We start from the raw sequence: 21,636 nt of genomic DNA on the forward strand, positions 1-21,636 counted from the left end.
TACATTTAAGATAATTAAGTTTTTTATTAAATTTCAGATTGAGAGATAGCTATTTGTTCTTTTTCTCTAGTTAAAGTATCCGGATCTTCCAAAGAAATTCTACCAAAGTGCCCATTTCTAAAATCATGAACTATATTTTGAGCTGCTTGCTTTATATTGAAGTTAGTTTTTGAGCCAGAGATATCTTTGAGTATTTCTTGGGGGTGTTTTTCTATAAGACTTTTTTTATTTATTATAGTATAGCGATTTAAAAAACCACTAGGATTTTTTTCTTTTAAAAAATCAATCAAAAAGCAAGCTGTTCCTTCATAGTCCATCGCAGTATCTCGAATAGATCCTATACTCGCAATTCTAAAACCACTAGTCTCACTTTTTGGACTAGGGAACATTATTCCTGGAGTATCAAATATCATAAAGTTTTTACTAATGTCTATACGTTGTTGGAGTTTTGTGACAGCAGGTTCATTACCTGTTTTAGCGACTTTTCTACCAGCAAGCTTATTAATCATGGTTGATTTTCCAACATTTGGTAATCCAAAAATAATAGCCCTTATTGGTTTTAGGACAGTGCCTCTGTTTGGACATTTTCTCTGCGCAAGTTCAATGATTTTTTTGATTACATTCTTATCTTGAAGTGTATTTACAGCAATAGCACTTCCTTTATAATGATTTAGCCATTCTTTAGTAACTTTAGGATCAGCTAGATCATTTTTTGATAATATTTTAATAATAGGCTTATTGCCTACAATCTGTTCTAAAACATGATTGCTGCTAGAGTCGGGAATACGGCCATCAACAATTTCAATAGCAATATCAATAGATGGCATTTTTTTGCGAAACTCTTTAGTAGCTTTGTGCATATGCCCAGGAAACCAATGTAACATTGTAGATAAAAATTATAAATTTAGTTAATATAAAACAAGATTTTACCTATTAGAGCTATTATATGCAAAGTTATATTCTTAAAGGAGCAAAAATTTATGATCAAACAGGTTTCGAAAATAAGGATATAATAGTTAGAGATAATATTGTTAGTGCTATTGTAGACAATGCAAAAGTAGCTAGTTTTAATCTGCCAACTATTGAGTTAGATTCAGCAGATTTTGTAATACCTGGATTTATAGATATACATATCCATGGCTCAAAAGGTGCAGATGTGATGGATGCTGATGTAGATAGCTTGGGTGTTATTTCAAAATCATTATATTATCAAGGAGTCACGAGTTATCTTGCTACAACAATGACAGCAGCAAATGATCAAATATTAAAAGCTATGGAAACTATTAAATTATATAATTCTCAAAATCATTTTGAAAAAGCACGAATTACAGGTGTTCATTTAGAAGGTCCATTTATATCTTCAGGTAAAATTGGAGCTCAAAACCCTAATTATTTACAAGAATCTGATGTTAATAAAATGGCAGCTTGGCATATGGCTTGTGATAATATGGTCAAAAAAATAACAATAGCTCCAGAGATAAGAAACGCTAATAAAATTATAGAGTTTTGCAATAGTAAGAATATTATAAGTTCAATTGGGCATACTAGTTGTACAATGGCTCAGGCTTTAGATGCTATAGAGCAAGGTTGTAGCCATGCGACACATTTATTTAATGCGATGACTCCGATTGAGCATCGAAATCCTGGAGCAGCAGCAGCACTATTAATGTCAAAAAAAGTTTTAGCAGAGTTAATAGTTGATGGCATACATCTTCATCCTGATATGGTTAAGTTTACTTATGAAATTAAGGGTAGTGATAATATAGCATTGATTACAGATGCTATGTCAGCTCAAAGCTCAGGAAGTGGAGTTTTTGAGCTTGGTGGGCAAAAAGTTATTGTTAAAAATGGTGAAGCAAGGCTAGAAAATGGTGTGCTTGCAGGGAGTGTTTTAACCATGAATAAAGCTTTAGAAAATGTTTTAAAATATACAGGATGCAGCTTGCATGAAGCAGTTAAAATGACTAGTACAAACCAGGCAAAATCATTAGGGTTAAAAAAAGGACAGATTAAGATAGGCTATGATGCTGAATTTGTAGTTTTAGATAAAAATTATCAGATAAAGAAGGTTATTAATTAAGAAATGAATTTTTTGATATTAGATACATCAAGTAAATATTGCTCAATTGTTTTATCAGCTGGTGGTAAAATTTATAATGATACTAGAGAAATTCCTCGCCAGCATAATAAATATATTTTAGAAATGATAAAGGAAGCTTTTGATAAATTAGGGATTGATAAAAAATCATTAGATTTCATAGCTTATGGAGTTGGTCCAGGTAGTTTTGTTGGAGTTAGGCTTGCAGCAGCAGTTTGCCAAGGCTTCGCAGTTGGTTTAGATATACCTGTGGTTGGTTTTTCTAGTATGTTTGCTATATCCAAAAGTGTTGAAACCAAATCGGAAAATGTAGCTGTTATTCTTGATGCTAAAATGGGTGATTTTTATTTGGGCTTATATGATAATCTTTTAGATAAGATAATTTCAGAAAAAGTTTATAAACTAGAAGAGTATTCTAAAAACTTACATATGGGGTATGACCTTGTAGGAGATAGTATTGCTGAGTTGGATGTTAAGAATGAAGATTTTAAATTAGATGTTGACCATGTTGTTGATTTTGTATATAAAACATATAAACAGCAGGAGAAAGATTATAAGTTAACTCAAGCAACTTTTCCTGTGTATCTTAGGGGTACTAGTCATTGGAAAGTTAAGGAGTAGAGTATATGTGTAGATGGATAATGTATCATGGAGATAAAATAAAGATGAGTGATCTTTTGGTGGATCCAGAAAACTCACTTATACATCAAAGTATACAATCATCTCTTGGAGCTGTTCCAGTAAATGGGGACGGGTTTGGCATTGGTTGGTATACAAATCTACATAAAGAACCTGGAATTTATAAGGATGCTCAACCAGCATGGAATAATCAGAATTTACTATCTATAGCAAAACATATAAAAAGTAGAAATTTTATGGCACATGTTAGAGCAAGTACTATCGCTCCAACAGCTAATTTAAACAGCCACCCTTTTTGCTTTAATAATCAAATTTTTATGCATAATGGATCTGTAGGTGATTTTGATAATATTAGAAAAGAAATAGAGCAACTGATTAAACCAGAGTATTTTAAATATAGGTTTGGTTCAACAGATTCTGAAGCAATATTCTTATTAGCATTATCAAACGGTTTAGATAAAAAGCCAAAACAGGCGATCGTTAAGTCTATTGAACAGATTATGAAGATTCAATCTAAAAATGGTTTAGAAGAAAGGGTTAAGGCAAGTATAGCATATTCAAATGGTGAAACTTCTTACTCATTAAAAATGTCTACCATTACAAATCAGCCATCGCTATACTATATAAGTTATGAAGGTATTTTAAAAACTCTTGATTTACCATTTAAAGTAAATAATCATAAGAATAGTTATGTTGTATTATCAGAACCATTAGTTAGTTCTGAACTGTATACTTATGTGGATAATTATTCTTGCATTGAGATTACAGAAGATAAATTTAAAGTACAAAAAATATAAAATAAGGAATAAAAATGGCTTCTTTAAATAAGAAAATTCAAAATGTATCTCCTTCTGCTACTAATGCAATGGCAGCTTTGGCCAAACAGATAAAAGATGAAGGTAATGATGTGATTTCACTTGCTATTGGTGAACCAGGTTTTAATACTCCAGATGTGGTTAAGCAGGCTGGTATAAATGCTATTAATCAGAATATTACAAAATACACAAATGTTGATGGCATTAAGGAATTAAGGGAAGCTATAGTTGCTCGTTATAAAAGAGATTATGGAGTTAATTTTGCTGCAGACCAAGTTTGTGTAACATCAGGAGCTAAACACAGCTTACATAATATCTTTAATTGTATTTTAGAGGATGGAGATGAGGCCTTATTTTTTGCTCCATATTGGGTATCTTATCCTGCAATGATTTCTCTAACTGGTGCAAAGCCTATAGTTATGAACACCAAATTTGAAAATAAATTTGAAATTGATGTTGCTGATTTGGAGAATTATATTACAGATAAAACCAAAGCAATTATTATTAATAATCCAAACAATCCAACAGGCCTTATTTACTCAAAACAATGTATTGAGGATTTAGCAAACTTATTAAGAAAATACCCAAATATTTGGATTATTGGTGATGATATTTATGATCAATTATTTTTTAAAAAAAGAATGACATTAATAACTGAGGTTGCCCCAGATTTGGCAGATAGATATGTAATTGCTAGTGGTGTTTCTAAAAATTTTGCAATGACTGGTTGGAGAGTAGGATTTACTATCGCTCCAAAACCCTTAAATGATGCACTGAAAAAATTTCAATCACAATCAACTACATGTGCTTGTTCAATATCTCAATATGCAGCTATCACTGCTATGAATATGCCTATAACAGATTTACAGTATTTTGCTGATTCATATAAAGAGAAAGAGAGCTATGTAACCAATAGTTTACGTAGCATGCCATATATAGATGTGAAAAGTGCTGATGGTACTTTTTATCTTTTTCCTGATTTAAGAGAACTTATTAAACATACAAATTTTGTAACTGATGCTGAATTATGTAGCGCATTACTAAAAGAAGAGTTTGTTGCAATGATGCCAGGGGTAGCGTTTGGTTTAGAGGATTTTGCTAGGATCAGTTGTGCTAATGAAATGTCTGAATTAAAAAAAGCTATGGATAGATTAGCAAAATTCATTAATCGACACACCAGTTAAATACTGCTACAATCTCTTATTATTTCTCTTTTAAATTTGCATATGAAAAAATGTGGTTATATTTCAATAATAGGAAGACCCAATGTTGGTAAATCAACTCTCTTAAACAATATACTCAAATATAAAGTTAGTATTACTTCGCGTAAACCTCAAACTACTAGACATCAAATAACAGGAGTTAAGACTCTTGGTGATACACAGTTTATATATGTTGATACTCCAGGTATTCATACAAAAGAGCCAAAAGCTATTAATAAATTTATGAATAAAGCAGCAACTACTATGGTAAAGGATGTTGATGTGATTTTGTTTGTAGTAGAAATTGGTAAATGGACAGAACTTGAAGATAATATTGTTGAAAAGCTCAAATATGCACAGATGCCGATATTTCTAGTAGTTAATAAAGTAGATAAGAAGAAATCTTTAGAAGCATCAATGTTTATAGAATCTATTAAAGAAAAATTAAGCTTTTATGATGTGATTTATGTATCTGCTAAGCAGGGGCATAATGTTAATGAACTTGAGACAAGAATTGAGAAGCTTTTGCCTGAGTCAGAGAGTTTTTTTTATGAAGATGATCAGATTACAGACAGGAGCGTTAAGTTTATGGTTTCTGAGATTATTCGTGAAAAAATTATGCGAACTATAGGTAATGAAGTACCATATCAAATAGCTGTAGAAATAGATAGCTATAAAGTAGATACGGAGAAAAGTATAGTTGATATTTATGCTAGCATTCTTGTTGAGCGAGATAGCCAAAAAGGCATAATCATTGGGGCTAAAGGAGCTAAATTGAAAAAAATAGGTACAGATTCGCGTATAGATATTGAAAGGCTTGTCAATATGAAAGTTAATCTTAAAACACATGTGAAAGTTAAGAGTGGATGGTCTGATGATGATCGTGCCTTAAAATCATTAGGTTATGATTTGATGTAGGAAGTATGCAGGTTATTAAAATTAAGCAAACACGTAAAAATAGAACTATTATTTATATGTGTTTAGTTTTTTTTGTTAGCTGTATACTAAGCTACTATTTTGATAAAAGTTTCTTATTTTATTTAGGTTTTTTTCTAGTGTTTGTATCGATTGTTTATGAGGTTAAAAACAAAATTTCTATCACAGCTATTATTTTGCCTGATGAACAGGGTGGCTCTTTAAAGTTTATTATAGATTCAAATGAAAGTGATTTCTGGGTTCTAAAAAAACACATAATTATCAATGGATGGGTATATTTGTATGTTACTCAACAAGGGTCAAATAAAAAGTTAAAAATTTGGTTATATAAGTCAGATTTTGTAGAGCAGGATACTCTTAGGGACTTAACAAGATATATTCTATTTGCATTGAAAAATTAAGCTTAATTTTTTTATAATGTATAATTTTTTTAGGATATATGTAGGGAAATTTATTAATGTTTCAAAAAATTAAAGCTAAAATTAAAGCTTCTATAGCTTATGATCAAGTTGTTGAAAATGAGCTTCTAAGGTATGCATATTCAACTGATGCAAGCCTTTATAGAATGATTCCAAAGCTAGTATTAATTGTAAGAAATGAACAAGAAGTAGTTGAAGTAATTAAGTTAGCAAATATTTATGGTATTAAGTTGACTTTTAGAACAGCAGGGACAAGTTTGTCAGGACAGGCTGTGACAGATGAGGTTTTAGTAGTACTTGCAGCAGACTCTTGGCTTAAATATGAAGTTTATAACAAAGGTTTTAAGCTCAAGTTGGAGTCTAGTATTATTGGAGCTGAAGCTAATAGATACTTGAAAATATATGATCGTAAAATTGGTCCTGATCCAGGCTCAATCGATACTGCTAAGATTGGAGGTATAATAGCAAATAATTCAAGTGGGATGTGTTGTGGAGTAGCTAAAAATTCATATTCTACACTTTATTCTATGAGAATAATTTTTGCTGATGGATATGTCCTTGATACAGCAAAGACTAAGAGTATTGATGAATTTAAGAAAAATAAAAAAAAATTTATAGATTCAATTTTGAGTATTCGCCAGCAAATATTGGATAACCAGCAGATGGCTTCTTTTCTTAAAAAGAAATTTTCTATAAAAAATACTAGCGGTTATAGTTTAAATGCTTTTTTAGATTTTGATGATCCTATTAAAATCATAGAGAGATTGATTGTTGGTTCTGAGGGAACTTTAGGATTTATTAGTAACGTTATTTTAAATACTGTTCCAGAATATAAACATAAAGCTTTGAATCTTATATATGGTAGGTTAGATGATTTAATAGAATTAACGCTAAAGTTAAAGTTAATTACACCATCAGCAGTTGAACTCTTGGATTATGTATCATTAAAGTCAGTATCCAATATTGAAGAACTACAGCCTTTTTTGATTCCTTTAAAAGATAAAAATATTGCTGCAATAATGGTTGAATTAGCTGAAGATAGTAAAGAGAATCTTTATGGCAAGTTAGAGGTTATAAACGAATATACTAAAGATGAAAATATATTTCATCAGGCTGGCTTTAGAACGGGTGAAACTGAGATGAAGACCCTTTGGAGGGCTCGTAATGGAGTATTACCAACAATTGCAGGGCAAAGACCTAGAGGAAGTAGTGTTTTAACTGAAGATGTTGCTGTAAATATTTTAGATTTACCAAATCTTATTTTAGATATTAAAAGGCTGTTTATAAAATATGATTATTTAAATGCAGCAATATTTGGCCATGTGCTAGCAGGAAATGTTCATTTTATTCTTACTCCTGATTTTAATGATAAAAATCAGATCATAAAATATGATGGTTTTATGCATGAGTTTACATCTCTAGTTGCCAAAAAATATAATGGTTCATTAAAGTCTGAGCATGGAAGTGGTCGTAATATTTCACCGTTCGCTATAGTTGAGTGGGGTGAAAAATGTTGGGATATTATGTGGCAAATTAAAAAGCTATTTGATTTAAATAATATATTAAATCCGGATGTTAAGCTTACTAAAGATAAAAAATTACATATAAAGAACTTAAAAGAGCTAAATAATGTTGATGATCAAATAGATAAGTGTATGGAATGTGGATTTTGTGAACCTGTATGCCCATCTAGGAATATTAGTCTTTCACCAAGACAAAGAAATACGGTTGCTAGAAAAATAGAAACTCTGGAAGGTTTACAAAAAAAACAATGGCTTAAAGATTTTGATTATTATGGGGTCAAAACTTGTGCTACAACGAGCTTATGCAAAATGCGTTGTCCGGTAGATATAGATACTGGTGCATATATTCTTAGTCGAAAAATACAAAATAATAAATCGCTTAATCATGCTAAGCAAATAAATTACGCTAAGCAGAAAGTTAGCTTAGGTAATATAGTTGGTAGTGTGGTTGGAAAGAAAAATTTGCAATATGTTACTCAGCAGATACATAGTAAGTTTAAGTCTATTCCTATATATAGTTAATCTGATGCTATTACTCACGTCTTTAGCACAATATTATCAGATTAACTATATTTAGGTGTCTTTTTTTAAAACTAAAACCAAGTCTGGTAAGACAATCATAAAATGTGCTTCTAGGTATTTCAGGAGCTAATGCTTCTCTAATATCTAAAGCCATTGCATCTGGATATGTTCTTAAGTAGCTTTCTATCGCTTCCTTATCTGTAAAGGTTGCTACTCTACCGCAACCCAAGCCTTGCTTAGATTTATAATCACCAGTTGTCTCGTATAAGTTTATCCAAGATCTAGTAGTACGGATATCTATATTAAAAAAATTACTTAGCTCTTTGTCTGTTAGGCCTTCTTTATATTTAGTTATTACGATATCTCTGAAATCTTGGCTATATGATGACATTTTTTCTAAATATTATAACATTGTTGTCAAATAACTATCGGATTAACTATATTTAGAAACTATGCCTAGTATACAAAAAGCTATATTTACAGATACTAAGCAAACTATTAAGAAAAAAATTTTATTAATACCATCTTGTCCAAATAGAATATTTGCAGGCCAAAAAAAACAACTGAAATATTCAAATCAAACTATTTTAGAGAGCTTAGGTTTTGATGTTAGCTATCCAAAAAATTTAAACAATCAATGCTGTGGTCAAATGTATCATTCACAAGCTAATTTTGAACAACAAAAACGATCACTAGATTTGCTTCAGAAAAGTATTGATTTTAATAAATATGATTATGTGACTATTGATAATAGTTCATGTGCAAGTTTTGCTAAAGATCAAGGTGTAAATTTAATAAATATTAACAGTATTATTCTTAGTAAGTTGAATAATTTAAACTTGGTTAAGAAGTTTAAAAAAATAGCGTTACATATTGATTGTTCAACAAGGAAACAAAATATAAACCAAAAATATATTCATGCATTAAGTAGATGCTGTGATGAGGTTGTTGTACCAGAAAGAATATACTGTTGTGGTTTTGCTGGAGATAAAGGATTTACAACACCAGAATTAAATGCAGCTAGTCTTAATTCTTTAAAAGCACAAATTAAAGATTGTGACATAGGAGTTACTTTTAATCGCAGCTGTCAGATAGGCTTGTCATATTATGGCAAAGTAGAGTATATTCCATTTCCAGAATTATTATTGAAATGCTTAGAATAAAGTAAATTCTTATTTAAGTTTACTAAAAATATCATCAGTTACTTTTTCAACTTTTTGGTCACCATTTGCTTTTATATATTTAGGTGTTTTTGTGTTATTTGATGAGAAATTTTTATAAAAATCAATCAGCTTAGAGGTTTGATTGTGATAGACAGCAAGTCTTTCTTTGACAGTATCTTTATTATCATCTGTACGAGTGATTAATAATTCTCCACTTATATCATCCTTTCCTTCAACTTTTGGAGGGTTAAATTTAGTATGGTAAGTTCTACCTGATGCTGGGTGAACTCTTCTACCAGTAATCCTTTCAATAAGTAATTCATCTGCAATATTGATCTCTATTATATAATCAATATCAATGCCTAATTTATCTAACTGTTCAGCTTGAACTATAGTACGTGGAACTCCATCAAGTAGAAAACCATTTTTACAATCATCTTTTGTGATTCTGTCTTTAACTATTTTTATTATAAATTCATCAGATACAAGTTGACCAGCATCAAGTATATTTTTTAGTTCTTGACCTATATCACTACCTGACTTTATTGTTTCTCTGATCATATCTCCGGTTGAGATGTGGGCAATATTATATTTTTGTTCTATTATCTTTGCTTGAGTTCCTTTACCAGCACCTGGCGCTCCAAGAAGTATTATACGCATAATTGTTTCAGCCTTAACCTTTAAAATCTATAGTTTACTTAGTATGGAATTAATTATAGAATAAAAGGGGTTATATATCTAGAATTAGAATATCTAGTTTTGGAGTAAATGGGTGAAAAGAGCTTTATGATATCACTACTACTTGAGAAGAGACGGAAACAAGCGCAAAGGACTGTTTTAGGGGTTGAATATGATAATTCATCACTTGCTGCTATCAAGCTTGATAAGTCAGGAAAAGATTATGCTTTGGTTAGTTGTGATAGTGAGATTTTTAATTCAGAAGCATATTTTGAAGGTGAATTAATAACTGATTATATAGCTAGTGTTATCGCAAATATAATAGCCGTAAACAAGCTTGGACGGTTTGTGAAACTAGGTTTTACAAGTTATAACGATATTGATGTTATAAGAGAAGAGATTACATGTGATAAAAAAGCTCTTGAAATTGTTACAAAGGAGGGGCCATCTTTTTATATTAGTGAACATTTTTTGAAAAAAAAATATCCAGAAAACTATAAAGATATAGCTTATGACTTTTCTTCTAATATGGAAGAAAAAGGCTCTCTAGATATATATTATATAACGGATGTTCAGAAAATAGAGCAGTTAAATTCTATATCTAAAAAAGTTAAAAAATCATTATCTGTTTGTACTTTGGATAAGCTTGTAATTACTAATTTTGTTAATGATCTTTTTTTATCAGAAATATCAAAAAACTCTAATGATAGTGTTTTTTTAGGACTCTATTCTGATAAAATATCGGTTTATAGTTTTAGTTATGATGGGGAGATTAAAAATTACGATATTGTTAAAATTTTTGATTCTAATATGTCTGATTCTAGCTATGTTGATGAGGCTATACAATTACTGTTAAGATTTATGGATTTTATGTCTTTAGATTTTAGCAGTAATGACTTTGAAAACTTTGATGCTGCTCAAGATAATAATGTATATGTTTATGGGCTTAAACAAAATTTTGAAAGTATTTTTGCTTCTATACTAGAATTATCACAAAAAAAATGTCAAATATTAGACCCTTTTATAAATATTAATGTTGAAAATTATGGTGAAATTAAAGAGCCTTATAGATATGTTATTGCTATAGCAATAGCTATGCAGGAGGCGTTATAGTATGAAAAATCTTAATTTTATACGTGGCCGCTGGAGGAAAAAGCAGCTAACATATATCGCAATAGATTTAGGTTTTATGGCTGTTGTAGCATTTGTTTTAATGTTTTTACTTTCTATAATATTTTCGTGGTCAAGTGAAGATGATATGAAAATAGAAAACTATATACAGATTCAAATTACAAAATTAAATAAAGAAGCTGTTGAATATTCTTCTGTGAAAACTCAAAGAGATAAACTTTTAGATATGTCGTCGGATTTGGCAAATATTAAAGCTAGTCAATATTATATTTTACTTGGTATTGAAAAGATTTCTCGAGCTATTACCGACCAACTTTATATAACTAATATTAATTATGTTTCTGGAACTGATAATGTAATATTGAATGGAGATGTCGAGGATTTAAAGCTTCTTTCTGTCTTTATGAAAAATTTAGAAATAGAATTTAGAGTTAAAAAAGTAGAGCTCAAGAACTTAGGTTCTGAAAGAAATGGTAAAAGAAGTTTTTCTCTTGAATTTAAGTTTGGTGAGGATAATGCCTTTAAAGGGGAGAGTATTCGATGATGGGTAAAATAGAAAATTTCTTATCTAGTAAGCACGCTAAGAGATTTTTATATGCCCCTTTAAAATTTAAGTTGCCTGTGATGCTAATAGTCCTTTGGGTTTTTATGGTGATTTTTTATGGTTTATTTGTTAGCCCAGTTCTTTCAAAAGGAACACAAATTAAAAACCATATTGAAGCTATGGAAGCTCGAATTCCAATGTTAGTAAAAAAACAAAAAGATTTGATTGCGCTAAAGGGGCAAGTTAAAGTACTGGAGCAACATAATGCCGAAGAAAGATTTAGTATCCCAGAACGCCACTCTGTGCCAATATTTTTATCAGCTTTAAATGAAGATATTAGTAGTTCTGGAGTTGCAATTATAGACTTATCACCAGCAGGTGTTGAGAAAAACAAATATCTTGATCTATATGCTTTAGATTTTAAAGCTAAGTTAACAGGTGATTTTTCGCAATTAATTAAGCTCTTTGTGGCATTGATTGATATGAAAGATATTGCAGTAATTACCAATATTAATATTAAAAAAGAGTCTGATGACAAATTGGTTACAGAGCTAAATTTACAGACCTATTCTCGTCAAGGAGTGGGGGCTTAAGCTATATGGATAAATATAATAAGAAAAAAATTATATTTTTTATACTTGTAGTTAGTTGTTACAACTTAAGCTTTGCTAATTATGAATCTAGAGTAAAACAAGTAGATCAATTTATTGATCAAAAAATGAAAAATGTTAAAAGTACAGAAAAACTTGATATACCTGAGTATAAAGGTGATACGTTGACTTTCGAGAGATTGTCAAAAATACGTAATGTATTTAATATTAATCATTTATTGCCTTTTGAAAAAATTGTGCCCCAAAAACAAGAAAAAACTATAAAGAAAGTTGTTAAATTAAAAGCTATTATAACACCACCGGAATTACAAAAAATAATGAATACCAAAACCACTAAGTTACAACAGTACCCATTAGATTCTTTTAAATTTAAAGGTACTGTTTATCAAAATAATGAAAAATGGGGCATAGTTGAGAACTCTATGGAAAGTAAACCTATATATTTAAAGATTGGAGAGTTTGTTGGTCAAGATTATGGACAAGTGTCAGATGTAACTAAACAAGGAGTGATTGTTACTCAATGGAACAAAAATACCCAAAAAAGAGTCTGGGAAAAGATTCAAGCTACTATACATTAAGGTAAAATAATGTTTTTTGAAAAAAAGAAATTATTAGCTATATTTATAATATTAAGTGGTTTTTTGAGTTGCAATGTATCTTTAGCTGATTCTAAAGATAGCCAGACTTTGTCTTCAAACAGTATACAACAAGAGCAAGAAACTGAAGCTAAGATTGTGGGTAGAGATGAAAATATCCAGAAAACATATGATAAACATATAAAAGATCTTGAATTTCATCGTAGCTTAAATGGAAGTGCAGTCTTTGATGTGACTTTTGAGGAGAATATTAGTAATTTCTCAGGCTATAAAACTGAACTTTCAGAAGATGGCTATACATTAAAGATAAGATTTGAGGATACAACAATATCTGATAAGTGGATTAGTAATATTGATACTAAAGTCTTTAATACTATAGTTGATTCTATAAAAATTCACAAGGAAGGAGATGATGTGGTTTTTGTACTTCATTCTCTTGATAGAATTACACTTAGCGATTTAAAAGAAGGTGATACATTTAAGTTTAAAATAGATAGGCGTAATAGTCGTGTAGAAGGTTTTAATATTAATGAGCCTATTTCTATATCTTTCAAAGATACTCCTGTACAGACAGTCTTGCAAGTTTTGTCAGAATTTGCGGGATTAAATTTGGTTGTAAGTAGTAGTGTTCGAGGCAATATTTCTATTGATTTAAAAGATGTTCCTTGGAATGAAGTTATGAATATTGTATTGGTCAGTAAAGGCCTTGCTACTAAAAAAATGAGTAGTATATTATATGTGGCTACAGCTGCCGAAATTGCTGCTCAAGAGCAATTGGAGCTTCAAACTAAAAGATCTTTAGAGAATAATGCAACCTTAGTCACACAGTTTATTCCACTAAACTATACTACAGCACAAGCGGCTCAAACAGTTATAACATCTATGGCAAAGCAAAATGGTGGCATAATGTCTCCACGCGGTAGTATAACTTCTGATGCACGTACTAACACCCTTATTGTAACAGATACGGAAGAAAAAATACCTCGTATTAAAGAAGTTGTAAATGAAATAGATATTCCAAATGATCAGGTTTTGATTGAGTCTAGGATTGTGGAAGTAAGTAGAACAAGCGGTTTGGAACTAGGTTTTAACTATGGAGTTAGTGATCCATCTGGAAATGTTACTGTAGGTCTAGATACTTTTAATTCAACAGCAGGAGAGGGTGAAGATAGCTTTATAGGAACTACGGCTGAGCTTGCTTATACTTTGGCAGGAGGAGTTAAGCTGAGTATGGAAATTAGAGCTCTTGAGAATGAATCACTAGCAAACCAAGTAGCATCACCTCATTTAATAGTTGCTAATAATGAGACTGCTTTTATTAAACAAGGTCAAGATGTACCGTATAATCAATCTACAGCATCAGGTGCAGCATCTATTGCCTTTCAGGAAGCCGTATTAGAGCTACAAGTTACTCCTCAAATAGCTCCAGACGGTAATATAGTTTTAGATTTGCTAGTAACAAAAAATAGTGTAGGGTCACAAGAGTCTGCAGATCTTCCTCCAAATATTATAAAAAGAGAAATAACTACTAAAGTTATGACTAAAGATGGTGATACTATTGTGATTGGTGGGATTTATGAAAAGAATCAAACAGAAACGCGAACCAAAATTCCTTTTTTAGGAGATATCCCGTACTTGGGCTATTTATTTAGTTATACAAAGATTTCAGATGACGATAGTGAGTTATTAATTTTCATTACACCTAAAGTTATCGAAACAAAACTTCAGAGATAAGCATATAAATGGTTGCAAATATGTTAATATTTAGGTATCTTATATAGCTATAATTTTTATATATAAGGGGTGATTAGTAGCTAACTATCACAGTGTGTAATTAACATATAATTTTGAGTCAAAAATGATCAGAACAAAAAATATTTTCTTAATAGGCCCAGTTGGTGCTGGCAAATCTACTATTGGTAAACAACTTGCAAAAGAACTAAAATTAGAGTTTATAGACTCAGATGATACTATTGAAAAAAAATGCGGAGTTGACATTAACTGGATCTTTGATCTTGAGGGAGAGGATGGTTTTAGAAATCGTGAAAGAGAAGTCATTTCCGAGATCTTAATTGAAAAACAAAATATTGTACTAGCTACTGGAGGTGGTGCAATTTTAGACCCTGATACAAGGTCATTATTGTCATCTAGAGGTAAAGTAGTGTATCTTGAAGCAACAATTGAGCAGCAACTTGAGAGAACAGCTAAAGATACAAAAAGGCCTTTATTAAGGGTTGATGATAAAAAGCCTGTACTTGAGCAGCTTATGTCAGAGAGAGAGCCTCTATATAGAAGTATAGCTGATGTGGTTGTTGAAACAAATGGCGCAACAGTTAAAAATATTGTTAATAAGATATCTACATTTCTAGTAGAAGAATCGATGTTGTGATAGATAAGTTATTAATAAAGCCTACATCTAGTAAAAGCTATGAAATAATTATTGATTCATCATTGGATTTCTCATACCTACAGTATTATATTGCTAATAAGCAAGTCTTGATTGTTACTAATACCATACTTGAGAGTTTGTATTTAAATAAGCTTTTAAATGCTCTTCCTAAAAATATAGATACGAAAGTTTGTATTTTAGAAGATGGTGAGCAATATAAATCTCAAATCAGTTTAGATAAAATATTATTATCATTGCTTGAGAATAAATTTAACCGCTCGTCAACGGTGCTTATAGCTTTAGGCGGAGGTGTTGTTGGTGATATTACAGGCTTTGCTGCGGCTATATACCAAAGAGGAGTTGAGTTTATACAGATTCCTACAACCTTGCTTTCACAAGTAGATTCATCAGTTGGTGGTAAGACAGCGATAAATCATGCTTTAGGGAAAAATATGCTAGGAGCTTTTTACCAGCCCAAACTTGTATATACTTCGTTAGAATTTTATAAATCTTTGCCACAAAGAGAATATATTGCTGGATTAGCTGAGGTTGTCAAGTATGCATTTATATCTAAAGATTTTTATAATTGGCTAAGCTCTAATACAGAAAAAATATTGGCTAAAGATGAAAAAATTCTTATTGAGATGGTTAAGAAAAGTTGTCAAATTAAAGCCCAAGTAGTTGCAGATGATGAAATGGAAGTTACAGGGACTAGGGCCATACTCAATTTTGGCCATACATTTGGTCATGCTATAGAAAAATGTCAGCAATATTTGGGTTTAAAGCATGGCGAAGCTGTGGGAGTAGGTATGGCTCAAGCTATTGATTTTTCTAGTTTTTTGGGAAAAATAAATCCACAACAGGCACAGCAGTTTAAAAACTTTATTATTAGTTTTGGTATTACGATAGACTTGCCAAAAGATATATGTATACGAGAGTATATTGATGCTATGTTAGTAGATAAAAAAAATAGTAATAAAGAGTTAAAATTTATTTTAATCAATGATATTGGCGATTTACAGCTTTCAGCACAACCGATGCAAGCTTTGAGGACTTTTGTAGAATCTAAATAAGTCTAGGGTTTTAAATATTAATATTATATACTATTTCAATAAAAACTTAATATATTCGCATATGTTTAAAAAAAATCTAGTGTTTGGAATATCAATTTTCATTTTAGTAAGTATAGCTGATGCTAAGTACTATGTTTTAGATAGTCAGAAGCGTCAATTAGCTAGTTGTGATAGTTTAGAAATAGAAAAAGATAACCAAGAGCGTTTTTCTAGAGCGGTTTTTTCTGGATGTAACGGTATCGGTGAAGTATTCTCATTTAGTGGAGATTTTAGATATCGAAAAAGTTAGTTACTAACTTTTGCTATCAATTAAGTCTTTAGTAGCTTTTTTTAGTTCATTTCTATAGTAGTCTAGGTTTTTTGCAGACTCATCTTTTAGGTCTTTGATCTGTTGAGTTAGGAAACTTACTTGGCTTTCTAAACTTTCTTTTAAATCAGAAATTCTTTGCTTAGATTGCTCTTGTACAAGGTCACAGTATGATCTGGCATCCTTTGCTAATCTTTCAGCTGTTTCACGACGTATACTTTCTTTAACTAAAGCTGAATAAAGTCTTTTGATCTTTATTTCATTGTCTGATTCATTAAGTAGAGTTGACCACTCTTCAGAAATGTTTTTAAACAAGTCTAATTCATCGATTTCTTGAAGTATTTTTATAGCATTTTGACTAATAGCCATCAGGTTTAATCCTTATAATTTTTATTGTGGTAAAACTATTTTAGATAAATAATAGTTGTTTGAATAAATTTGTAAATCTAGATTAGATAATACCTAATTGTTTGACTAATTTAAAGAGTAATTTTTTAAATAATTTTAGTAAGTATATATTGGCTGTATGGTTAGTATAGTATAAACTAGTGTAATTCTAATATTTATGTATCTCTTAAATATGTTAATAAAGAATAATGATCTTATATTTAGCTCTGTTGATAAAATTAAATATTCAGCACGAAGAGGAATGCTTGAGCTTGACATAATTTTGGCACCTTATTTAAACAATTGCTATATGAAAGAGGGACTTGTAAATAAAAAATTGTTTGTTGAGTTTTTAACCTCAGAAGATAGTGATATGTTTGAGTGGCTTTTTAAAGGGCTTGAGCCACCAGAAAAATATAAAGATCTAATACAAAAAATTATACAAGAAAAGAAAAAATATAATCACAAAAATCTAAGCTAGAAGAGGAAATTGTATGACTAATTTGCTAAACCATACAGGTGAGTACCCTATTTCTAAGGAAATAATGAATATTTCTCAATATTGGTTGATAAATGAAAAGGAAGCAGTAACAAAGCTTGTTGATAAAGCACAAATATCTAATCTTCAAAAAGCGCAAGTTAGGGAAAAAGCTTATAATTTGGTTGCAGAAGTTAGAAAAAGCAGGTTAAAAAAATCTGGTATAGATGCTTTTATGATCGAATATGATTTGTCTTCAGATGAAGGTATAGTCCTTATGTGTTTAGCTGAAGCTTTGTTAAGAGTTCCAGATAAATATACTATTGATTTATTGATTAAAGATAAGTTAACAAGTGCAGCATGGAAAGAGCATGTAGGTTCAGAAAAACATTTATTTGTTAATGCTGCCACATGGAGTTTGATGTTAACAGGTAGAATCCTTAAAGATACTAAAGGTTCATATCGTAAAGTTTTTCAAAACTTCCTTAAAAAATCTAGTGAACCAATGATTCGCCAAGCAATGAAGCAAGCAATGAAAATAGTTGGTAAGCAGTATGTTTTAGGAGAAACTATTGAAGAAGCACTTAAGGTTTCACAAATAAAAGTAGCAAAAGGGTATAGTTATTCGTACGATATGCTTGGTGAAGCAGCGATGACTATGAAAGATGCAGAATACTATTATGATCAATATTTACATGCAATAAACGAATTAGCCAAATATGCTAGCAATAAAGAAATTAAAAATAATCCTGGAATTTCTGTAAAGCTCTCAGCACTTCACCCTCGCTATGAAGTGGCTAAGCATCAAAGAGTACATGCAGAAATTTATCCTAAATTACTAAAGTTGACTGAGTTGGCAAAGCAAAACAATGTCGGTATGAATATTGATGCTGAAGAAACAGAGAGATTACAACTATCTCTAGAGCTAGTAGAGAGGTTGGCTCATGAGCAATCATTGGAAGGTTTCGATGGTATTGGTATAGTGGTTCAAGCATATCAAAAAAGGGCTCCTTATGTACTTGAATATTTAGCCCATCTTGCTAAAAAAACTAATAGAAGATTTATGGTTCGTTTGGTTAAAGGAGCTTATTGGGATGCAGAAATTAAGCATGCTCAAGAACAGGGACTAGATGGTTATCCAGTATTTACACGTAAATATCATACGGATGTTTCGTATCAGGCGTGCGCTAAAGTGCTTTTTGAGCAACATAAATATATTTATCCGCAATTTGCAACTCATAATGCCCAAACTGTAGCAGTAGTATTGGAGTTAGCTAATGGTAATAAAGATTTTGAATTTCAGTGTTTGCATGGAATGGGTGATGCTTTATATGATAATATAGTTGGTAAACCGGGGTATGAAGATATCCCATGTAGGGTATATGCTCCGGTAGGAGGCCATAAACACCTTTTAGCATACTTAGTCAGAAGGTTGCTTGAGAATGGAGCAAATAGTTCTTTTGTAAATAGAATCGTTGATGAAAACTTGCCTATTGAAGAGCTTATAGAGGACCCAGTTAAAAAAGCTATAGACTATGGTTGTGGACAACATCCAAATATTCCTTATCCAAAAAATATAGTTGCACCGCGCTTAAATTCACAAGGTCATAATATTAATGATTTTGCGGTGTTAGATAAAATGTATAAGTCTATTGATAAATACAGTTCTAAAAATAATTATAAGGTTGAACCAATAGTTACAGGGATTAAGTTTGATCAAGTTGCAGCAGATGATGTTACAAACCCTAATAATAATGAAGTTATAGGTACAGTTAAAAAAGCAGATTTTGATGTTGCTAAAATAGCTATGAGTAACGCTGAAGAATCTTTTGAAACTTGGAATGCTACGCCAGCTAAAAAAAGAGCAGAAATTTTAGAAAAATTTGCAGATTTATTGGAATTAAATACTAATAAACTAATAGCTATAGCAATGATTGAAGCAGGTAAAACGTTAGCAAATGGTATTGATGAAGTTAGAGAGGCTGTTGATTTTTGTCGTTATTATGCTGCTCAAGCTAAAAGAGAATTTGGTGAACCGACTGATCTACCGGCGTTATCAGAAAATTTAAAGCAAATTCAATTTAGTGGTAGAGGAGCTATCATATGTATAAGCCCATGGAATTTCCCATTAGCTATTTTCTTAGGTCAAATTACAGCTGCTCTAGCAGCTGGTAACACAGTAGTAGCTAAGCCAGCTGGCCAAACTCCAATAATAGCTTATACAGCGGTAGAACTTTTATTTAAAGCTGGCTTACCTGAAAAAGTATTGCAATTTGTTCCTGGCTCAGGCCGAGTCTTAGGTAATGCTTTAATAAAAGGTTCTGACTGTAAAGGTGTTATATTTACAGGATCAACCGAAGTTGCTGCTGATATTAATCAAAATTTAGCTAGAAAAGATGGTGAAATAGTTCCATTTATAGCAGAGACTGGTGGACAAAATGCCTTAATTGTTGATTCATCTTCTTTGCCTGAGCAAGTTACTGCAGATGTAATGCGTTCAGCTTTTGATAGTGCTGGTCAACGTTGCTCTGCTTTACGAATATTGTGCCTTCAAGAAGATATTGCTGATAGTTATATTAAAATGATAGTTGGGGCAATGAAAGAGTTAAAAATAGGCGATTCAAAATATTTAGATACTGATGTGGGACCTGTGATTGATCAAGCAGCAGCAGATGATTTAAATTTATATATTGAAGAGAAAAAAGATATATTTAAATTAGTTTACCAATCTCAATCAAATCAACAGACTGAAAAAGGCACTTTTGTGCTTCCGACTACTTTTGAAATAAATAGCTTATCAGATATGGGTAGAGAGCAGTTTGGTCCAATTTTGCATATAGTTAGATTTAAAGCAAATAAACTTCCAGAATTAGTAAGAGATATTAATTCTACTGGCTATGGTTTGACAGCTGGAGTTCATAGTAGAATCAATGAAGTGATGAACTATGTCAAAAACAATATAAAAGCAGGCAATGTTTATGTGAATAGAAATATTGTTGGAGCGGTTGTTGGTGTACAACCGTTTGGTGGGCAAGGTAAGTCAGGTACTGGACCTAAGGCTGGTGGCCCATATTATATGCATCGCTTAGCAAATGAAAAACTATCAGGTGTTGGGGCTGTTGAAGAGAGATATAATCCTGAAAAGCTAGCAAATGATGAAAAACAAACTAATAAACTTATTAGAAATAAATATAGCATTGCTAGTATTGTTGATGGAGATAAAAAAGATAAAAAATGTGAAGCTAAAGCTATAAAATCAGCAAATGGTAAAGTTATAGGAAAAGCGTATTATGCAACTGTAAATACTGTTGATCAAGCAATCAAATTAGCCAATAAGAAAGCTGAGGCATGGAGTAGTACCAGTGCAGAAGAGAGAGTTCAGTTTATTGATAGATTTTTAGGTTTACTTGAAAAAGAACGCTATATGATAGCTTCCTGCTTAGTGGTTGAATCAAATATATTAGTTGAAGATGCACATATACAGATTGATAAAACTATTCAACAAGTAGCTTATTACTGTTTACAGGCTAAAAAAGAATTATCACATCCGCAGATATTACCAGGTCCTACTGGTGAAATAGATGAGTTAAGCTTAAAAGGTCGAGGCGTAGTAGTTAGTATGTGCTCAAGTTCTGACTTGTTGATTAGGTTTGTAGGTCAAGTAACTGCTGCATTATTAGCAGGCAATACTGTGGTGGCAAAACCAGCATATACAGGAAACTTAGTAGCTTATAATATTACTAACTTACTACTTAAAGCTGGAGTTAGTTCAAAAGCTTTACATTTAGTATTATCTGATGAAGAAGAGATTACATCAGCTTTGTTATTTAATAGTAAAGTGGCTTTGGTTGCATTCTCAGGAAGCACCTCTTCTGTTAAACAAATACATCAAGCATTAGCTTTGCGTAGAGGAGCAATTATACCTTTGGTAGCTGAAACTGTTGCAAAAAATGATAAATGTACTAATTTAGCTATAGAAACAGCATCACCATTATATTTACGTAGATTTGTAGTTGAGAAAACTGTAAGTGTTGATACTACTGCCTCTGGGGGAAATGCCTCTTTAATGAGTTTGGAGGAGTAAAAACATTGCAAACCTATTTCCTAGGTGATAACTTAAGTTTT

Annotated in this window: 21 protein-coding genes and 1 pseudogene; 18 read left to right on the forward strand and 4 right to left on the reverse strand. The window is 31.1% G+C overall.

All coding sequences use genetic code 11. The annotated features are described in order from the left end of the window. Positions 1-26: 26 nt before the first annotated feature. On the reverse strand, positions 27-884 hold the full coding sequence (gene ylqF, locus ACR0PV_RS04355; protein ID WP_488173746.1) for a ribosome biogenesis GTPase YlqF: 858 nt from the start codon (positions 882-884) through the stop codon (positions 27-29). 62 nt (positions 885-946) lie between these two features. On the opposite strand from ylqF, the gene nagA reads away from it, so the two are divergent. Genes nagA through ACR0PV_RS04390 form a run of 7 tightly spaced genes read left to right on the forward strand, consistent with a single transcriptional unit; the run spans position 947 to position 8,154 of the window. Then, entirely contained in the window at positions 947-2,080 is a 1,134-nt protein-coding gene (nagA, locus tag ACR0PV_RS04360; protein ID WP_488173747.1) for an N-acetylglucosamine-6-phosphate deacetylase, read from the forward strand. A gap of 3 nt (positions 2,081-2,083) precedes the next feature. Beyond that, positions 2,084-2,719, forward strand: a complete 636-nt coding sequence (gene tsaB / locus ACR0PV_RS04365) for a tRNA (adenosine(37)-N6)-threonylcarbamoyltransferase complex dimerization subunit type 1 TsaB (protein ID WP_488173748.1) — start codon at positions 2,084-2,086, stop codon at positions 2,717-2,719. 5 nt (positions 2,720-2,724) lie between these two features. Then, the gene (locus ACR0PV_RS04370; protein WP_488173749.1) at positions 2,725-3,534 is read left to right on the forward strand and encodes a class II glutamine amidotransferase; all 810 of its coding nucleotides are present in this window, start codon (positions 2,725-2,727) and stop codon (positions 3,532-3,534) included. 14 nt (positions 3,535-3,548) lie between these two features. Next, on the forward strand, positions 3,549-4,736 hold the full coding sequence (locus ACR0PV_RS04375; protein WP_488173750.1) for a pyridoxal phosphate-dependent aminotransferase: 1,188 nt from the start codon (positions 3,549-3,551) through the stop codon (positions 4,734-4,736). A 42-nt stretch (positions 4,737-4,778) separates the two neighbouring features. Further along, on the forward strand, positions 4,779-5,672 hold the full coding sequence (era, locus tag ACR0PV_RS04380; protein WP_488173751.1) for a GTPase Era: 894 nt from the start codon (positions 4,779-4,781) through the stop codon (positions 5,670-5,672). A 5-nt stretch (positions 5,673-5,677) separates the two neighbouring features. After that, entirely contained in the window at positions 5,678-6,091 is a 414-nt protein-coding gene (locus tag ACR0PV_RS04385; protein WP_488173752.1) for a hypothetical protein, read from the forward strand. Positions 6,092-6,147: 56 nt separating this feature from the next. Further along, positions 6,148-8,154, forward strand: a complete 2,007-nt coding sequence (locus ACR0PV_RS04390; RefSeq protein WP_488173753.1) for an FAD-binding and (Fe-S)-binding domain-containing protein — start codon at positions 6,148-6,150, stop codon at positions 8,152-8,154. Positions 8,155-8,212: 58 nt separating this feature from the next. Here the strand turns inward: ACR0PV_RS04390 and ACR0PV_RS04395 are convergent. Continuing rightward, positions 8,213-8,545 (reverse strand): annotated as a pseudogene (locus ACR0PV_RS04395) (IS630 family transposase); the annotation flags it as partial. Between the two features lie 61 nt (positions 8,546-8,606). Between ACR0PV_RS04395 and ACR0PV_RS04400 the strand changes: the two are divergent. Then, complete coding sequence (locus ACR0PV_RS04400) at positions 8,607-9,317, forward strand: heterodisulfide reductase-related iron-sulfur binding cluster (RefSeq protein ID WP_488173754.1); 711 nt, start codon at positions 8,607-8,609, stop codon at positions 9,315-9,317. Between the two features lie 9 nt (positions 9,318-9,326). On the opposite strand, the gene adk is transcribed toward ACR0PV_RS04400, so the two are convergent. After that, positions 9,327-9,977, reverse strand: a complete 651-nt coding sequence (gene adk, locus ACR0PV_RS04405; RefSeq protein WP_488173755.1) for an adenylate kinase — start codon at positions 9,975-9,977, stop codon at positions 9,327-9,329. A 126-nt stretch (positions 9,978-10,103) separates the two neighbouring features. On the opposite strand from adk, the gene ACR0PV_RS04410 reads away from it, so the two are divergent. The 8 genes from ACR0PV_RS04410 to ACR0PV_RS04445 all read left to right on the forward strand — a co-directional run bounded on the left by ACR0PV_RS04410 (position 10,104) and on the right by ACR0PV_RS04445 (position 16,628). Further along, positions 10,104-11,108: a type IV pili gene (locus tag ACR0PV_RS04410; RefSeq protein ID WP_488173953.1), complete on the forward strand. Its 1,005-nt coding sequence runs from the start codon at positions 10,104-10,106 to the stop codon at positions 11,106-11,108. A 1-nt stretch (position 11,109) separates the two neighbouring features. Beyond that, positions 11,110-11,670 (forward strand): PilN domain-containing protein, encoded by a 561-nt coding sequence (locus tag ACR0PV_RS04415; protein ID WP_488173756.1) that lies wholly within the window; start codon positions 11,110-11,112, stop codon positions 11,668-11,670. Then, entirely contained in the window at positions 11,667-12,263 is a 597-nt protein-coding gene (locus ACR0PV_RS04420) for a type IV pilus inner membrane component PilO (protein ID WP_488173757.1), read from the forward strand. Before ACR0PV_RS04415 ends, ACR0PV_RS04420 begins: the two co-directional genes overlap by 4 nt. A gap of 5 nt (positions 12,264-12,268) precedes the next feature. Continuing rightward, complete coding sequence (locus ACR0PV_RS04425) at positions 12,269-12,859, forward strand: pilus assembly protein PilP (protein WP_488173758.1); 591 nt, start codon at positions 12,269-12,271, stop codon at positions 12,857-12,859. 9 nt (positions 12,860-12,868) lie between these two features. Further along, on the forward strand, positions 12,869-14,611 hold the full coding sequence (locus ACR0PV_RS04430) for a type IV pilus secretin PilQ (RefSeq protein ID WP_488173759.1): 1,743 nt from the start codon (positions 12,869-12,871) through the stop codon (positions 14,609-14,611). 124 nt (positions 14,612-14,735) lie between these two features. After that, positions 14,736-15,266 carry a shikimate kinase AroK gene (gene aroK / locus ACR0PV_RS04435; RefSeq protein ID WP_488173760.1) on the forward strand — a complete coding sequence of 177 codons (531 nt, stop codon included), beginning with the start codon at positions 14,736-14,738 and terminating at the stop codon, positions 15,264-15,266. Next, on the forward strand, positions 15,263-16,339 hold the full coding sequence (gene aroB, locus ACR0PV_RS04440) for a 3-dehydroquinate synthase (protein WP_488173761.1): 1,077 nt from the start codon (positions 15,263-15,265) through the stop codon (positions 16,337-16,339). The genes aroK and aroB overlap by 4 nt, the downstream gene beginning before the upstream one ends. A gap of 79 nt (positions 16,340-16,418) precedes the next feature. Then, positions 16,419-16,628: a hypothetical protein gene (locus ACR0PV_RS04445; RefSeq protein ID WP_488173762.1), complete on the forward strand. Its 210-nt coding sequence runs from the start codon at positions 16,419-16,421 to the stop codon at positions 16,626-16,628. A 3-nt stretch (positions 16,629-16,631) separates the two neighbouring features. On the opposite strand, the gene ACR0PV_RS04450 is transcribed toward ACR0PV_RS04445, so the two are convergent. Next, a complete protein-coding gene (locus tag ACR0PV_RS04450; RefSeq protein ID WP_488173763.1) occupies positions 16,632-17,015 on the reverse strand; it encodes a kinesin in 384 nt (127 codons plus the stop codon). A gap of 211 nt (positions 17,016-17,226) precedes the next feature. Between ACR0PV_RS04450 and ACR0PV_RS04455 the strand changes: the two genes are divergently transcribed. Then, positions 17,227-17,514, forward strand: coding sequence for an FAD assembly factor SdhE (locus tag ACR0PV_RS04455; protein WP_488173764.1), 288 nt, complete (start codon positions 17,227-17,229; stop codon positions 17,512-17,514). A 13-nt stretch (positions 17,515-17,527) separates the two neighbouring features. After that, the gene (gene putA / locus ACR0PV_RS04460; RefSeq protein ID WP_488173765.1) at positions 17,528-21,595 is read left to right on the forward strand and encodes a bifunctional proline dehydrogenase/L-glutamate gamma-semialdehyde dehydrogenase PutA; all 4,068 of its coding nucleotides are present in this window, start codon (positions 17,528-17,530) and stop codon (positions 21,593-21,595) included. The last annotated feature ends 41 nt before the right edge of the window (positions 21,596-21,636 follow it).

Source organism: Francisella sp. AG1 (genome assembly GCF_057683165.1).

What these genes read in the sequence shown, in the direction of transcription:
- ylqF (WP_488173746.1), bottom strand. Translation starts at nt 884, where the DNA reads ATGTTACATTGGTTTCCTGGGCATATGCACAAAGCTACTAAAGAGTTT.
- nagA (WP_488173747.1), top strand. Translation starts at nt 947, where the DNA reads ATGCAAAGTTATATTCTTAAAGGAGCAAAAATTTATGATCAAACAGGT.
- tsaB (WP_488173748.1), top strand. Translation starts at nt 2,084, where the DNA reads ATGAATTTTTTGATATTAGATACATCAAGTAAATATTGCTCAATTGTT.
- ACR0PV_RS04370 (WP_488173749.1), top strand. Translation starts at nt 2,725, where the DNA reads ATGTGTAGATGGATAATGTATCATGGAGATAAAATAAAGATGAGTGAT.
- ACR0PV_RS04375 (WP_488173750.1), top strand. Translation starts at nt 3,549, where the DNA reads ATGGCTTCTTTAAATAAGAAAATTCAAAATGTATCTCCTTCTGCTACT.
- era (WP_488173751.1), top strand. Translation starts at nt 4,779, where the DNA reads ATGAAAAAATGTGGTTATATTTCAATAATAGGAAGACCCAATGTTGGT.
- ACR0PV_RS04385 (WP_488173752.1), top strand. Translation starts at nt 5,678, where the DNA reads ATGCAGGTTATTAAAATTAAGCAAACACGTAAAAATAGAACTATTATT.
- ACR0PV_RS04390 (WP_488173753.1), top strand. Translation starts at nt 6,148, where the DNA reads ATGTTTCAAAAAATTAAAGCTAAAATTAAAGCTTCTATAGCTTATGAT.
- ACR0PV_RS04400 (WP_488173754.1), top strand. Translation starts at nt 8,607, where the DNA reads ATGCCTAGTATACAAAAAGCTATATTTACAGATACTAAGCAAACTATT.
- adk (WP_488173755.1), bottom strand. Translation starts at nt 9,977, where the DNA reads ATGCGTATAATACTTCTTGGAGCGCCAGGTGCTGGTAAAGGAACTCAA.
- ACR0PV_RS04410 (WP_488173953.1), top strand. Translation starts at nt 10,104, where the DNA reads ATGATATCACTACTACTTGAGAAGAGACGGAAACAAGCGCAAAGGACT.
- ACR0PV_RS04415 (WP_488173756.1), top strand. Translation starts at nt 11,110, where the DNA reads ATGAAAAATCTTAATTTTATACGTGGCCGCTGGAGGAAAAAGCAGCTA.
- ACR0PV_RS04420 (WP_488173757.1), top strand. Translation starts at nt 11,667, where the DNA reads ATGATGGGTAAAATAGAAAATTTCTTATCTAGTAAGCACGCTAAGAGA.
- ACR0PV_RS04425 (WP_488173758.1), top strand. Translation starts at nt 12,269, where the DNA reads ATGGATAAATATAATAAGAAAAAAATTATATTTTTTATACTTGTAGTT.
- ACR0PV_RS04430 (WP_488173759.1), top strand. Translation starts at nt 12,869, where the DNA reads ATGTTTTTTGAAAAAAAGAAATTATTAGCTATATTTATAATATTAAGT.
- aroK (WP_488173760.1), top strand. Translation starts at nt 14,736, where the DNA reads ATGATCAGAACAAAAAATATTTTCTTAATAGGCCCAGTTGGTGCTGGC.
- ACR0PV_RS04450 (WP_488173763.1), bottom strand. Translation starts at nt 17,015, where the DNA reads ATGGCTATTAGTCAAAATGCTATAAAAATACTTCAAGAAATCGATGAA.
- ACR0PV_RS04455 (WP_488173764.1), top strand. Translation starts at nt 17,227, where the DNA reads ATGTTAATAAAGAATAATGATCTTATATTTAGCTCTGTTGATAAAATT.
- putA (WP_488173765.1), top strand. Translation starts at nt 17,528, where the DNA reads ATGACTAATTTGCTAAACCATACAGGTGAGTACCCTATTTCTAAGGAA.